The sequence below is a fragment of the Roseateles puraquae genome (genome assembly GCF_002205845.1).
GTDB classification, from domain to species: Bacteria; Pseudomonadota; Gammaproteobacteria; order Burkholderiales; family Burkholderiaceae_C; genus Pelomonas; species Pelomonas puraquae.
On the sequence record NZ_NISI01000009.1, the window covers coordinates 72,113 to 84,662 of the forward strand.

Below are 12,550 nucleotides of genomic sequence, written 5' to 3' on the forward strand. Positions count from 1 at the left end.
ATGAAATGGTTGTTGCGGGCGTTGCTCGCGTTGTTGTTGATCGCCGGCATCGCTGCGGCTGGGGTGTGGCAGTGGTTGCGCAGCCCGCTGGCGCTGGCCGCTCCCTCGGTCGAGCTCTCCATTGAGCCCGGCACCAACCCGGCCGAGGTGGCGCGCGCCTGGGTGAATGCCGGCGTTCAGACAGATGCCCGCTGGCTGTACCAGTGGTTCAAGTGGTCGGGCCAGGCCAAGCAGATCCGCGCCGGCAGTTACGAGGTGCATGCCGGCATCACCCCGCGCGAGCTGCTCGACAAGATGGTGCGCGGAGACCAGGTCATGGAGCAGTTGCGCCTCATCGAAGGCTGGAACTGGCGGCAGGTGAGGGCGGCCCTGGCGGCAGCGCCGGCGCTGAAGTCTCGCACCGCGACCATGAGCGACGCCGAAATCATGGCGGCCCTGGGCCAGCCGGACGTGGCGCCCGAGGGGCGCTTCTTCCCCGACACCTACGCTTACAGCCGCGGCGTGAGCGACCTGACGGTCCTCAAGCGCGCCCATGCCGCCATGCAGCAGCGCCTGGCCGCCGCCTGGGGCCAGCGAGCCACGGGTCTGCCACTCAAGTCGCCCGACGAGGCTTTGATCCTGGCCTCCATCGTCGAGAAGGAAACCGGTGCCCCGGCCGACCGCAAGAAGGTGGCCGCGGTGTTCATCAACCGGCTGCGCGTGGGCATGCCGCTGCAGACCGACCCGACCGTCATCTACGGCCTGGGCGAGACCTTCGACGGCAACCTGCGCAAGCGCGATCTGCTCTCCGACACCCCCTTCAACACCTACACCCGCGGCGGCCTGCCGCCCACGCCGATCGCCATGCCCGGTGCGGCCTCGCTGCAGGCGGCGCTCAACCCGGCGGCCACGCGTGACCTGTACTTCGTCGCGCGCGGAGACGGGAGCAGCGAATTCAGTGAAGACCTCGCCGCGCACAATCGCGCGGTGAACAAATACCAACGCGGCGGCAAGTGACCGGACGATTCATTTCCTTCGAAGGCATCGACGGTGCCGGCAAATCCACCCATATCCAGGCCGTGGCCGACTGGTTCCGCGCCCGGGGGGCCGACGTCCAGCTCAGCCGCGAGCCCGGGGGCACGCCGCTGGCCGAGACCTTGCGCGACCTGGTGCTCAGCCGGCCCATGGGGCCGATGACCGAAGTGTTGATGATCTTTGCCGGCCGCTGCGACCACGTCGAGACGGTCGTCAAGCCCGCGCTGGCTGCGGGCAAGACGCTGCTCTGCGACCGCTTCACCGATGCGAGCTTTGCTTACCAGGGCGGCGGGCGCGGGCTGCCGCTGTCGGTGCTGGAGCCGCTGGCCGACTGGGTGCAGCAGGGCACTGAACCCGAGCTGACGCTTTGGTTCGACCTGCCCAGCGAGCAGGCCGCAGCCCGGCGGGCCGGTGCGCGCGAGGCTGATCGCATCGAGCAGCAGGACCTCGACTTCTTCGAGCGGGTGCGCGCCGCCTATGCGGCGCGGGCCGCCAAGGCGCCGGGCCGCATCGTGCGCATCGACGCGAGCGGCACGGTCGAGGCGGTGGGGGCGCAGGTGCTGGCCGTGCTGGCCCAGCGGTATCCGGCATGCTGAACGCTGATCTGCCCTGGCTGCAGGCGCCGCTGGCACAGGCGCTGGCGCGGGCGCGATCCCATGCGCTGCTGGTGCAGGGGCCGGCGGGTGTGGGGCAGCTGGAGTTGGCGGTCAAGCTCGCGCAGAGCTGGCTGTGCGAAGACCGGGCCGAGGGCCAGCCCGCTTGCGGGCACTGCGCGAGCTGCCGGCTGTTTGCCAGCGGGACCCATCCTGACTTCCAGCTGCTGCTGCCCGAGGCGCTCGACGCCTCGGCCCGTGAATCGCTCGGCCTGCCGTTCGAAGAGGCCGAGGCGCCCAAGGCCGGCAAGGCCAAGCCCAGCCGCGAGATCAAGGTCGAGGCTGTGCGCAACCTGCTGTCGTTTGCCCAGGCCACCTCGGCACGTGGCAAGGCCAAGGTGGTGGTCATCTTCCCGGCCGAGGCGCTCAATGGCGTGGCGGCCAACGCGCTGCTGAAGACGCTGGAGGAGCCTGCCGGTTTGTTGCGCTTCGTGCTGGCCAGCCATGACAGCGCCGGCCTGCTGCCCACCATTCGCAGCCGCTGCCAGCCGCTGCCGTTGGCCCTGCCGGAGCGCAGCGCGGCTTTGGCGTGGTTGTCGGCCAAGGGCGTGGCCGATGCCGGCGGCTTGCTGGACGCGACCGGCGGCCGCCCCCAGCAGGCGCTGCAATGGTTCAACGACGGCCTGACGGACGCCGCCTGGCAGGCCCTGCCCAAGCGCGTGGCGCGCGGCGAGGTGGCGGCGTTGTCGGACTGGGCGCCAGCACGGGTCATCGACGCGCTGCAGCGGCTGTGCCACGACCTGGTGCGCCGGGCCCATGGCCAGCCGGGGCAGTTCTTCGCGGCGGCCTCCCTGCCGTCTCCCAAGCGGCCGGGCCCTCTGCTGAGCTGGGAGGCTGAGCTGCGTCGGGCGGCCCGGCATGCCGAGCATCCGCTGAACGCCGGCCTGTGGATCGAGGCGCTGGTGGCTCAGGCAAGATCGGCCATCACGGCTGCCGCGCGCTGAATACACTCCGGCCATGAGCGACGCCAATCCCAAGTCCGGCCCCTCCACGCAATTCCAGCCCAGCCAGATCGGTGGGGCGATGCCGTTGCCCACGGTGGGCGGGCAGGGCGCCAGCTCCGGTGCGCGGCCCAGCGTGATCCAGCTGGTGTTCCGAGAGAAGTCGGCGCTGTATGCCGCCTACATCCCGGCCTTCACTGACGGCGGGCTCTTCGTGCCCACCACGCGCGACTACAAGCTGGGTGAAGACATCTACCTGCTGCTCGCACTGCCAGAAGACAACCAGCGTTATCCCGTTGCCGGCAAGGTGGCCTGGCTGACCCCGGCCAATGCGTCCGGCGGCCGTACGCAGGGTGTGGGTGTGCGGTTTCCGGGGGACGAAAAGACGCGGCTCATCCGCGCGCGCATCGAGGAGATCCTCGGCACGGCCGTGTCGTCCAGCAAGCCGACCCAAACCCTCTGATGTTCATTGATTCCCATTGCCACCTCAGCTTTCCGGGGCTGAAGGAGAACCTGCCGGCCATCCTGGCCGACATGAAGGCGGCCCAGGTCGACCAGGCCATCTGCATCTGCACCCAGATGGAAGAGTTCGAGGCCGTGCATGCGTTGGCGATGCAGCACGACGTGCTGTGGTCCACGGTGGGCGTGCACCCGGACACGGAGGACATGCGCGAGCCCGACGTGGCCGAGCTGGTGCGGCTGGCGGCGCTGCCGCGCGTCGTGGCCATCGGCGAGACCGGGCTGGACTACTACCGCCTGAACGGCCGCAGCATCGCCGAAATGGAGTGGCAGCGAGAGCGCTTTCGGGTGCATATCCGCGCGGCGAAGTCAGCCGGCAAGCCGCTCGTGATCCACACCCGTGCCAGCGCAGCCGACACGCTGCGGGTGCTCGACGAAGAAGGCGGCGAAGCGGCGGGCGGCGTGTTCCATTGCTTCACCGAAACTGCCGAGGTCGCGCTGGCCGCGGTCGAACGGGGCTACTACATCTCGTTCTCAGGCATTGTCAGTTTCAAGAACGCGCAGGATCTGCGCGACCTGCTCAAGCTGCTGCCGCTCGATCGCGTGCTGATCGAGACCGACAGCCCCTACCTGGCGCCCGTGCCTTACCGGGGCAAGACCAACACGCCGGCCTATGTGCCCCACGTGGCGCAGGCCGTGGCCGACGCGGTGGGCCTGCCCGTCGCGGCGCTCGCGGCGCAGACGACGGCCAACACCCGGCGGCTGTTCCGTCTGCCGGAGACCGTGGCATGAAGGCCTGGTGGGCAGTCGCAGCGTTGGCAGCGGCGGGCTGGGCCCAGGCGGCGCCGGTCGATGATCTGGTGATCGCCGCCGAGATGAACGACGGTCGGACCGTGCAGCGGCTGCTCCAGCAGGGGGTGGACCCCAACCAGGCCGATGCGCGCGGGCGCAAGGCGCTGTTCATCGCGGCGAAGGAAGAGTCCCAGCGCGCGCTGGAAAGCCTGCTGGCGTCGCCAGACCTCCGCCTGGACGAAGCGAATGCGCAAGGCGAGACGCCGCTGATGATTGCCGCCATTCGCGGTTCACTGGGTGCGGTGCAGGCGCTGGTCAAGCGCGGCGCGGCGGTCAACCGACCCGGCTGGACGCCCCTGCATTACGCCTGCAGCGGCCCGGACAACGGCGTCGCGGCTTTCCTGCTCGCCCAGGGCGCAGAGCCGAACGCTCGCTCGGAAAACGGCACCACGCCGCTGATGATGGCCGCCCGGTATGGCAACACCGACGTCATCCCGCTGCTGTTGAAGGCCGGCGCGGAGCCCCGGGCCGCCAACGAGCAGGAGCTGACTGCGGCTGACTTTGCCGCTCGGGGCGGGCGTGACGTGCTCGCAAAGGAGCTGCGCCGCATCAGCCAACAGCGGCAGCAACGCGCAGCTGAGGCGGCCCGGGCGGCGGAAGCGGCCTCCAGCGCGAACTAGTTCTCGCCACAGACCGCGTGTAGGAAAAACTCCTACAGGGCCCAGAGCGCTGTGCCGACTGTCGCCGCCGGGCGCGTCTCCCTACAGTGAAGCCATCGACTCACCCCCGAGGCTCACCATGCTGACCACCCCGAATCTGGCCGACCCGTTTGCGATGCTGATTTCGCCCGACGAGGTGATGCACGCCATCGAGCGCTCCGACCGCCTGCAGCGCCTGCAGCGGCGCGTCTACCGGCCGCTGGACCGGCCCTGGATTCCGCTGAAGGCCAGTGCCGATTTCGACAGCCAGATCGATGCCGAACTGGATGTGCCTGACCTGGGCGACGACACCCTCTGAAATGCAAAACGCCCGCTGAACAGCGGGCGTTTTCTCATCACGAGGTCGCGGTCGTCTTAGACGCGCTTGCGGTACTCGTGCGTGCGGGTGTCGATTTCGATCTTGTCGCCGTTTTCGACGAACAGCGGCACGGCGATCTCGAAGCCGGTGCCCTTCAGGCGAGCAGGCTTCATGACCTTGCCCGAGGTGTCGCCCTTGACGGCCGGCTCGGTCTCGATTTCGCGCACGACGCTGGTGGGCATTTCGACCGAGATGGCCTTGCCGTCGTAGAAGGTCACTTCCACGCCCATGCCGTCTTCCAGGTAGGAGATGGCGTCGCCCATGTTTTCGGCTTCGACTTCGTACTGGTTGTACTCGGTGTCCATGAAGACATACATCGGGTCGGCGAAGTAGGAGTAGGTGCACTCCTTCTTGTCGAGGATGATCTGCTCCATCTTGTCGTCGGCCTTGAAGACCAGCTCGGCGCCGGCGCCGTTGAGCAGGTTCTTCATCTTCATGCGCACGGTGGCAGCACCACGGCCGCCACGGCTGTATTCGGTCTTCAGGACGACCATCGGGTCCTTGCCCTGCATGATCACATTGCCGGCGCGGATTTCTTGAGCGAGCTTCATGGTGCTTATCTCGGAAGTTATCTCGGAAGTTATCTCGGACGTGTCCCGGCGAGATTGAGCCGCGGGACCCGAGTCGTGTACTGCCCACCAGACTCCGAAAACTCCCGGCTTGGCGCGGCAAAGCCCGTCATTCTAGCTGGAAACCCCTAAGAAGCCCTCCAATTGCGTGACGAGGTCCGCTTGGGCCGCCAACTGCGCACGCCAGGCCTGCGCGTGTGCCTGCAGCGGCGCCAGGGGCGGCAATGGTGCGGACAGCCGGGCCAGGCCGTTCCAGCCACGCCACACCGCCTGCCAGGCGGGCGGTAGTTGCGCGCGGTGCATGAAGGCCTCCAGCTTGGCATGGTGCGCGTCGTCATGCTGCGGGTAGATCTGCCAGATGAAGGGGCGGCCAGCCCATTGAGCGCGCACGAAGGAGTCCTCGCCGCGCACGAGGTTCAGGTCGCTGGCCCAGAGCAGGCGGTCGAAATCCGGCTGGGCCAGGTAGGGCAGAGTGATGCAGCGCAGCCCGGGCTGCTCGGCGACCCGTGACTGCAGCGGGCCCGGGCAGACCAGCAGCAGGGTGGGTTGCTCGGCCAGCGCGGCCAGCAGGTGAGGAAGGGCCGGGTTGTCATAGGCGAACAGGCTCACCACGCGCTCGCCCGGATGTGGTGCCCAGCCGCGTTGGGTGAGCCAGGCCTGGGCGTCGAAAGCCTGCACCTCGTCGAGCAAGCCCGGCTCGCGCAGCAGCCCGCCGGTGCGCTCGGTGAAGCCCGGGTAGAAGAAGTGACGGGTCAAGCCGGCGCCCGGCCCGTGGAAGATTGGCGAGGCTAGGCCGTGGCTGCGTTCGACGTAATCCTCGGCGCTGAGGTATTCCAGGTTCACCCAGCGCGGTGCGGGCGTGCGGGCCGCCATGCGCATGACGAAGGCCGCAGGCGGCTCGCAGCCAAAGGCTTCGATGACCACATCGCCGGGCGTGACGTCGACATCGGCCGTCGGCCAGTCATGCACCTCGATGCCACTCGGTCGCTCGGGCGCCATCCAGCGCAGCGCCGACGCATCGTCCACCCACAGGCGTACGCGCCGACCCCTGGCGGCAAGGTCGCGCGCCAGGCGCCAGCACACGCCGAGGTCGCCGTGGTTGTCGATGACGCGGCAAAAGAGGTCCCAGATCATGCGGTGGGATTGTCCCAGGCCAAAATCCGGTGCCATGTCGTCTGCGCCCCGTCCTGAATCCGACCCCTCCGCCATCGAAGCCGCCGAGAAGAAGAGCGTGGCCGACATGGAAGCCGCGGCCCGCGAGGCCCGCGAGAAGCTGGTGACCGAGGTCAATGCCTTGCCGGCGCTGCCCGGGGTCTACCGCTACTTCGATGCAAAGGGCGAGGTGCTTTACGTCGGCAAGGCTAAAGACCTGAAGCGGCGCGTCAGCAGCTACTTCCAGAAGAACCACGGTGGCACGCGCATCGGCATGATGGTGGCGCGCATCGCGCGGCTTGAGACGACGGTGGTGCGCACCGAGGCCGAGGCCCTGCTGCTGGAAAACAACCTGATCAAGACGTTGAACCCGCGGTTCAACATCCTGTTCCGGGACGACAAGAGCTACCCCTACCTGAAGATCACGTCCCACGCCTACCCGCGCATGGCCTACTACCGCGGCGCGGTGGACAAAAGGCACCAGTACTTCGGGCCGTTTCCAAGTGCCTGGGCGGTGAAGGAGTCCATCCAGCTGATGCAGAAGGTCTTCCGGCTGCGCACCTGTGAGGACAGCGTCTTCAACAACCGCAGCCGGCCCTGCTTGTTGCACCAGATCAAGCGCTGCTCCGGGCCTTGCGTGCCGGCCGGGCAGACGGGTGACTATGCGCGCAATGTGCAGAGCGCCGAGCGGTTTCTGCGCGGCGAGACGGATGAAGTCATGGCCATGCTGCAGGCACAGATGATGGCCTACGCCGAAGCGCAGCACTACGAACTGGCGGCCGAGGTGCGCAACCAGATCCAGGCGCTGTCAAAGGTGCTGCAGCAGCAGGTGATTGAGGAAAGCAGCGCCACCGGGCGCGATCGTGATGTCGACATCCTGGCCGTGAAGGTGCAGGGCGGCCGCGCCTGCGTGAACCTGGCGATGGTGCGCGGCGGCCGTCATCTGGGCGATCGCGCCTTCTTCCCAAAGCATGTGGACGATGCCACCGCCATGCAGATGGAAGGCGACGAGGCGCTGTCGCCTGAGCGCCAGGTGCTGGAGGCCTTCATTGCGCAGCATTACCTGGCGTCGCCGGTGCCGGGCCTGATCATCGTCAGTGAAGCCGTGGATGGAGGCTTGGCGGAGGCGCTGGCGGGCCAGGCCGGCAGCCGCGTCACGGTGCAGGCCCAGCCGCGGGGGCAGCGGCGTATCTGGCTGGAGATGTGTGTGAAGGGGGCCGAATTGGCGCTGGCCCGGTTGTTGGCAGAAGAAGGCTCGCAGCAGGCGCGTACCCGGGCGCTGGTGGATGCGCTGGACCTGGCGCCGCCGGAGATCGACAAGTTCCGCGTGGAGTGTTTCGACATCAGCCACACCGCTGGCGAGGCGACGATGGCAAGCTGCGTGGTGTTCGAAGGGCATCAGATGCAGAGCAGCCAGTACCGGCGCTACACCATCGAAGGCATCACCGGCGGCGACGACTATGCAGCCATGCGGCAGGTGCTGACGCGGCGCTACAGCAAGATGGCTGAAGCCGCCCAGCTCGGCACCGGGCGTCTGCCTGATCTCGTACTGGTGGACGGGGGGCGCGGCCAGGTCTCGATGGCGCGCGAGGTGTTCGAGGAACTGGGGCTGGACCTGAGCCTGATCGCTGGCGTGGAAAAGGGCGAGGGCCGCAAGGTCGGCCTGGAGGAACTGGTGTTCGCCGACGGCCGGGAGAAGGTCTACCTCGGCAGAGACTCGGCGGCGCTGATGCTCATTGCGCAGATCCGCGACGAGGCGCACCGCTTTGCCATCACGGGCATGCGGGCCAAGCGCGCCGCCACCCGTACCGGCGGCTCTCGGCTTGAAGACGTGCCGGGTGTCGGCCCCAAGAAGCGGGCACAGCTGCTGCAGCGCTTCGGTGGCGTGCGGGGCGTGGCGGGCGCCAGCGTGGACGAGTTGTGCAGCGTCAAGGGCATCTCACGCGACCTGGCTGAAGACATCTACCGCGCCCTTCACTGAGGCGCCGAGGAGAAGACATGAAGATCATCCAAGGCCTCAAGCGCACGGCACGATGGCTCATCGGGCCCGTGCTGGCCGGCTGCGCCACCACGCCGCCTCCTGCGCCTGCACCGCGGGCTGTCCCGGTGCCACCGCCCGCGGCTGCACCCGGTCCGCAGGCATCACCGGCCGCGGCGGCGGCGCCCAAGCCTGCCGCGTTGCCAGCGCCCAAGGCGGTGCGTTCACACGACGAACTGCGCCGCCAGGCCGCCGAGCGCCTCGTGATGGCCAACCCGGACCGCACCTACATGACGACCGCGCCGACGCATCTGCTGACCTTGGTGGTGCTGGAGGTTGAGGTGAAGGCCGATGGCAGCGTCAAGCGCGTGAACGTCGTACGCAAGCCGCGCTATGCGCCGGAGACGTTGCAGATGGCCATCGACGCAGTGCACCGCGCCGCGCCTTTCGGTGATGTGCGCCGCATGCCCGAGCCCTGGCGGTTCACGGAAACCTTCCTCTTTGAAGAAGACATGCGCTTCAAGCCGTTGACACTGAACTGAGGGGGTGCAACCTTCTAGCCACAGTCACGCCGCACTGTTCCGGGGCAGGGCGCCGGCTTGGGCACAATCGCCGCCATGTTCCTGACCCTGCCGACTCTGCTGACCTGGGCCCGCATCGTGGCCATCCCGCTGATCGTCGGGGTGTTCTACCTGGACCTGGCGCCTGCCCATCAGAACTTGTTTGCCACGGCGCTCTTCATCGTTGTCGCGCTGACCGACTGGCTCGATGGCTACCTCGCGCGCAAGCTCAACCAGACCTCGTCCTTCGGCGCCTTCCTGGACCCGGTGGCCGACAAGTTCCTGGTGTGCTCTGCGCTGCTGATCCTGCTGGAGCTGGGCCGCGTGAATGCATTCGTGGCCCTGGTCATCGTGGGGCGTGAGATTGCGATCTCGGCACTGCGGGAATGGATGGCGCAGATCGGCGCGTCGCGCAGCGTTGCCGTGCACATGGTGGGCAAGCTCAAGACCACGGTGCAGATGGTGGCGATTCCGTTCCTGCTCTACGACGGCCGCCTGTTCGGACTGATCCCCACGCGGCTGTGGGGCACCTGGCTCATTTATGCGGCCGTGGTGCTGACGATCTGGTCGATGGTCTACTACCTGCAGAAGGCCGTGCCCGAGATCCGCGCGAAAGCCCGCTGAGCTCCGCGGCGAGCCGGACATCGAGTTGTATCGGGACTTTTCCCGCCCCGCGCGATCCGAGGCGCGCGTCTAGAATCCGCTTCCCCGCGTGTGACCCCGTCGCCGTCCAGTGGCATCCGGTCATGCAGTTCGCGGGTCTGACGTCTCATCGCAGCCTTGCACGCCATGCGTGGGTGCAGGGCTCCACAGTCCGCTGAATTGTCATGAGGGGGCACGAGTGAACAAGTCCGAATTGATCGAGCACATCGCGAAGCAGGCCGACATTTCCAAGGCCGCTGCTGGCCGTGCGCTCGAAGCCGTCATCGGCGGCGTGAAGACGACGCTGAAGAAGAACGGCACCGTGTCCCTCGTGGGCTTCGGCACATTCAGCATCACCAAGCGGGCGGCTCGTGCCGGCCGCAACCCCCGGACTGGCGACACCATCAAGATCAAGTCGGCCAAAGTGCCCAAGTTCAAGCCGGGCAAGGCCCTGAAGGACGCGGTCAACTGACTGGTCCGGTCCTCCCGGCACAGCCGGGCGCTTAGCTCAGTTGGTAGAGCACCTCCCTTACACGGAGATTGTCGGCGGTTCGAGCCCGTCAGCGCCCACCATCCCTTCCGCGCGGCAACCGCCGCCGGCTCGCATCTAGAATGCGGCTCCCCTCGAAGGCGAACCTTGGTTCGCCTTCGTCGCGTTTGATTCTTCGCGCTTGACCGCCAAGGCTCCCCGAGATGTTCGATTTCGTCCGCAAGCACACCCGCCTGTTCCAGTTCATCCTGCTGGTGCTGATCCTGCCGTCCTTCGCCTTCGTCGGCATGCAGGGCTACACGAGCATGATGGACGGCGCCAACGCCGGCGTGGCCAGCGTGAACGGCCGCAAGATCACCCAGGCGGAATGGGACGCGGCGCAGCGTGACCAGGCCGAGCGCGTGCGCCGCCAGAACCCCACCATCGACGCCAAGCTGCTCGACAGCCCCGAGGCCAAGCGTCAGGCGCTCGAAGGCCTGGTGACCGAGCGCACGCTCAAGGTGGCGGCTGACCAGCAGCATTTCACGCCCAGTCCCGAGTCCGTTGCGGCGCGTTTCTGGGCGGACCCGCAGTTCGCCTTCCTGCGCAACGCTGACGGCACGGTCAACAAGGCCTTGCTCGCGGCCCAGGGCGTGACGCCGTCGATCTTCCTGGAGCGTCTGCGTCAGGACTACGCGCTGCGCCAGGTCACGGGTCCGATCGAGTCTTCGCCGACGGTTGGCACGGCTTCGCCGAAGCTGGCATTCGATGCGCTGCTGCAGCAGCGCGAGGTGCAACTGCAGCGGTTCGACATCAAGGACTTTGCTGCCAAGGTCGCGCCGACCGAGGCTGAGATCGAAGCCTTCTACAGAGAGCCCGCAAACGCCGCCAAGTTCCAGCTGCCTGAGTCGGCCCAGGTCCAGTACGTCGTGCTCGACATCGACGCCCTCAAGAAGGACGTCAAGTTCACCGAGGACGACCTGCAGACCTACTACAAGGAAAATGCCGCACGTTTCGGTGTGCCCGAAGAGCGTCGCGCCAGCCACATCCTCATCAAGGCTGATCGCAACGCGCCGGCGGAAGAGCGGGCCAAGGCCAAGGCCAAGGCCGAAGAGATCCTGGCGCAAGTGCGCAAGAACCCTGGCGAGTTTGCTGCGCTGGCCAAGAAGAACTCTCAGGATGAAGGCTCCGCCGCCAACGGGGGCGACCTCGACTTCTTCGGTCGCGGCGCCATGGTGAAGGAGTTTGACGCCGCCGTGTACGCGATGAAGCCGGGCGAGATCAGCAACCTGGTGGAGACCGATTTCGGCTATCACATCATCCAGCTGACCGGCACGCGCGGTGGCGACAAGAAGCCTTTCGAGGCCGTGCGCGCTGAAGTCGAGTCCGAAGTGCGCAAGCAACTGGCCCAGCGCCGCTACTCCGAGGCAGCGGAACAGTTCGGCAACCTGGTCTACGAGCAGTCCGACAGCCTGCAGCCCGCAGCTGACAAGCTGAAGCTGCAGGTGCAGACCGCCACGGTCGGCCGTCAGCCGCTGCCTGGCGCCGCCGGCCCGCTGGCCTCGACCAAGCTGCTGGATGCCATCTTCGGCGCCGACGCGCTGCGCAACAAGCGCAACACCGAAGCCGTTGAGACCGGCCCGAGCCAGCTCGTGTCGGCGCGCGTCACGCAGTACAACCCGGCTCGCGTGCCGCCGCTGGCTGATGTGAAGGATCAGGTCCGCGGGCAGCTGGTGCGCAAGCTTGCCGCCGAGCAGGCCAAGAAGGCTGGTGAGGCACGTCTGGCCGCGCTGAAGGCCAACCCGACGGATACCGCTGGCCTCGAAGCCGCCGTGACGGTCTCGCGCGCCAAGCCCCAGGCGCTGAGCCGTGCGCAGCTCGAAGCCGTTCTCGGCGCTGATGCCACCAAGCTGCCGGCCGTCGTTGGCGTTGCCTCGGACGATGGCGGCTACGTCGTGGTCCGCATCAACCAGTTGCAGCCGCGTGACGCCACCGTGATCGACGACAAGCGTGCCGCTCAGCAGTACGCCGGAGCCTGGGCGCGTGCCGAGGGGCAGGCCTATCTGGCGGCACTGAAGAGCCAGTACAAGGCGGTGATTAAAGTTGCAGCCCCCGCGTCGGCCGCAAGCGCACCCTGATTTTTAGGTTATACTTTTTGGCTCTGCGGTGGCTGTAGCTCAGTTGGTAGAGTCCAGGATTGTGATTCCTGTTGTCGTGGGTTCGAGTCCCATCAGCCACCCCATC

At 67.4% G+C, this 12,550-nt stretch carries 14 protein-coding genes and 2 tRNA genes; 14 read left to right on the plus strand and 2 right to left on the minus strand.

What is annotated here, in order from left to right; all coding sequences use genetic code 11:
- From mltG to CDO81_RS19540, 7 genes are all read left to right on the plus strand, one after another.
- Nucleotides 1-996 carry an endolytic transglycosylase MltG gene (mltG, locus tag CDO81_RS19510; protein WP_088484903.1) on the plus strand — a complete coding sequence of 332 codons (996 nt, stop codon included), beginning with the start codon at nt 1-3 and terminating at the stop codon, nt 994-996.
- Nucleotides 993-1,610: a dTMP kinase gene (gene tmk / locus CDO81_RS19515; protein ID WP_088484904.1), complete on the plus strand. Its 618-nt coding sequence runs from the start codon at nt 993-995 to the stop codon at nt 1,608-1,610. The genes mltG and tmk overlap by 4 nt, the downstream gene beginning before the upstream one ends.
- Nucleotides 1,604-2,611, plus strand: a complete 1,008-nt coding sequence (locus CDO81_RS19520; RefSeq protein ID WP_088484905.1) for a DNA polymerase III subunit delta' — start codon at nt 1,604-1,606, stop codon at nt 2,609-2,611. Before tmk ends, CDO81_RS19520 begins: the two co-directional genes overlap by 7 nt.
- A gap of 79 nt (nt 2,612-2,690) precedes the next feature.
- Nucleotides 2,691-3,071, plus strand: a complete 381-nt coding sequence (locus CDO81_RS19525) for a PilZ domain-containing protein (protein ID WP_088485035.1) — start codon at nt 2,691-2,693, stop codon at nt 3,069-3,071.
- Nucleotides 3,071-3,859 (plus strand): TatD family hydrolase, encoded by a 789-nt coding sequence (locus CDO81_RS19530; protein ID WP_088484906.1) that lies wholly within the window; start codon nt 3,071-3,073, stop codon nt 3,857-3,859. The genes CDO81_RS19525 and CDO81_RS19530 overlap by 1 nt, the downstream gene beginning before the upstream one ends.
- Nucleotides 3,860-3,927: 68 nt before the next feature.
- Complete coding sequence (locus CDO81_RS19535) at nt 3,928-4,539, plus strand: ankyrin repeat domain-containing protein (RefSeq protein ID WP_158218351.1); 612 nt, start codon at nt 3,928-3,930, stop codon at nt 4,537-4,539.
- 118 nt (nt 4,540-4,657) lie between these two features.
- Nucleotides 4,658-4,876, plus strand: a complete 219-nt coding sequence (locus tag CDO81_RS19540; protein ID WP_088484908.1) for a hypothetical protein — start codon at nt 4,658-4,660, stop codon at nt 4,874-4,876.
- A 56-nt stretch (nt 4,877-4,932) separates the two neighbouring features.
- Here the strand turns inward: CDO81_RS19540 and efp are convergent, their stop codons facing one another.
- Together efp and earP are read right to left on the minus strand one after the other, a co-directional pair.
- Complete coding sequence (gene efp, locus CDO81_RS19545) at nt 4,933-5,487, minus strand: elongation factor P (RefSeq protein WP_088484909.1); 555 nt, start codon at nt 5,485-5,487, stop codon at nt 4,933-4,935.
- 132 nt (nt 5,488-5,619) lie between these two features.
- Nucleotides 5,620-6,639: an elongation factor P maturation arginine rhamnosyltransferase EarP gene (gene earP / locus CDO81_RS19550; protein WP_088484910.1), complete on the minus strand. Its 1,020-nt coding sequence runs from the start codon at nt 6,637-6,639 to the stop codon at nt 5,620-5,622.
- A 34-nt stretch (nt 6,640-6,673) separates the two neighbouring features.
- Here earP and uvrC point away from each other — a divergent pair, with 34 nt between their 5' ends.
- The 7 genes from uvrC to CDO81_RS19585 all read left to right on the plus strand — a co-directional run bounded on the left by uvrC (nt 6,674) and on the right by CDO81_RS19585 (nt 12,548).
- Entirely contained in the window at nt 6,674-8,638 is a 1,965-nt protein-coding gene (gene uvrC, locus CDO81_RS19555) for an excinuclease ABC subunit UvrC (RefSeq protein ID WP_420893083.1), read from the plus strand.
- A 17-nt stretch (nt 8,639-8,655) separates the two neighbouring features.
- Complete coding sequence (locus CDO81_RS19560; RefSeq protein WP_088484911.1) at nt 8,656-9,177, plus strand: hypothetical protein; 522 nt, start codon at nt 8,656-8,658, stop codon at nt 9,175-9,177.
- 75 nt (nt 9,178-9,252) lie between these two features.
- Nucleotides 9,253-9,819, plus strand: coding sequence for a CDP-diacylglycerol--glycerol-3-phosphate 3-phosphatidyltransferase (gene pgsA / locus CDO81_RS19565; protein ID WP_088484912.1), 567 nt, complete (start codon nt 9,253-9,255; stop codon nt 9,817-9,819).
- Between the two features lie 217 nt (nt 9,820-10,036).
- On the plus strand, nt 10,037-10,309 hold the full coding sequence (locus CDO81_RS19570) for an HU family DNA-binding protein (RefSeq protein ID WP_056201680.1): 273 nt from the start codon (nt 10,037-10,039) through the stop codon (nt 10,307-10,309).
- Between the two features lie 25 nt (nt 10,310-10,334).
- Nucleotides 10,335-10,410: transfer RNA gene (locus CDO81_RS19575), tRNA-Val, on the plus strand.
- 120 nt (nt 10,411-10,530) lie between these two features.
- Nucleotides 10,531-12,444: a SurA N-terminal domain-containing protein gene (locus CDO81_RS19580; protein WP_088484913.1), complete on the plus strand. Its 1,914-nt coding sequence runs from the start codon at nt 10,531-10,533 to the stop codon at nt 12,442-12,444.
- Nucleotides 12,445-12,472: 28 nt separating this feature from the next.
- Nucleotides 12,473-12,548, plus strand: a tRNA-His gene (locus CDO81_RS19585).
- Nucleotides 12,549-12,550 lie beyond the last annotated feature (2 nt).

What these genes read in the sequence shown, in the direction of transcription:
- efp (WP_088484909.1), bottom strand. Translation starts at nt 5,487, where the DNA reads ATGAAGCTCGCTCAAGAAATCCGCGCCGGCAATGTGATCATGCAGGGC.
- CDO81_RS19525 (WP_088485035.1), top strand. Translation starts at nt 2,691, where the DNA reads ATGCCGTTGCCCACGGTGGGCGGGCAGGGCGCCAGCTCCGGTGCGCGG.
- CDO81_RS19530 (WP_088484906.1), top strand. Translation starts at nt 3,071, where the DNA reads ATGTTCATTGATTCCCATTGCCACCTCAGCTTTCCGGGGCTGAAGGAG.
- pgsA (WP_088484912.1), top strand. Translation starts at nt 9,253, where the DNA reads ATGTTCCTGACCCTGCCGACTCTGCTGACCTGGGCCCGCATCGTGGCC.
- earP (WP_088484910.1), bottom strand. Translation starts at nt 6,639, where the DNA reads ATGATCTGGGACCTCTTTTGCCGCGTCATCGACAACCACGGCGACCTC.
- CDO81_RS19560 (WP_088484911.1), top strand. Translation starts at nt 8,656, where the DNA reads ATGAAGATCATCCAAGGCCTCAAGCGCACGGCACGATGGCTCATCGGG.
- CDO81_RS19540 (WP_088484908.1), top strand. Translation starts at nt 4,658, where the DNA reads ATGCTGACCACCCCGAATCTGGCCGACCCGTTTGCGATGCTGATTTCG.
- uvrC (WP_420893083.1), top strand. Translation starts at nt 6,674, where the DNA reads ATGTCGTCTGCGCCCCGTCCTGAATCCGACCCCTCCGCCATCGAAGCC.
- mltG (WP_088484903.1), top strand. Translation starts at nt 1, where the DNA reads ATGAAATGGTTGTTGCGGGCGTTGCTCGCGTTGTTGTTGATCGCCGGC.
- CDO81_RS19580 (WP_088484913.1), top strand. Translation starts at nt 10,531, where the DNA reads ATGTTCGATTTCGTCCGCAAGCACACCCGCCTGTTCCAGTTCATCCTG.
- CDO81_RS19520 (WP_088484905.1), top strand. Translation starts at nt 1,604, where the DNA reads ATGCTGAACGCTGATCTGCCCTGGCTGCAGGCGCCGCTGGCACAGGCG.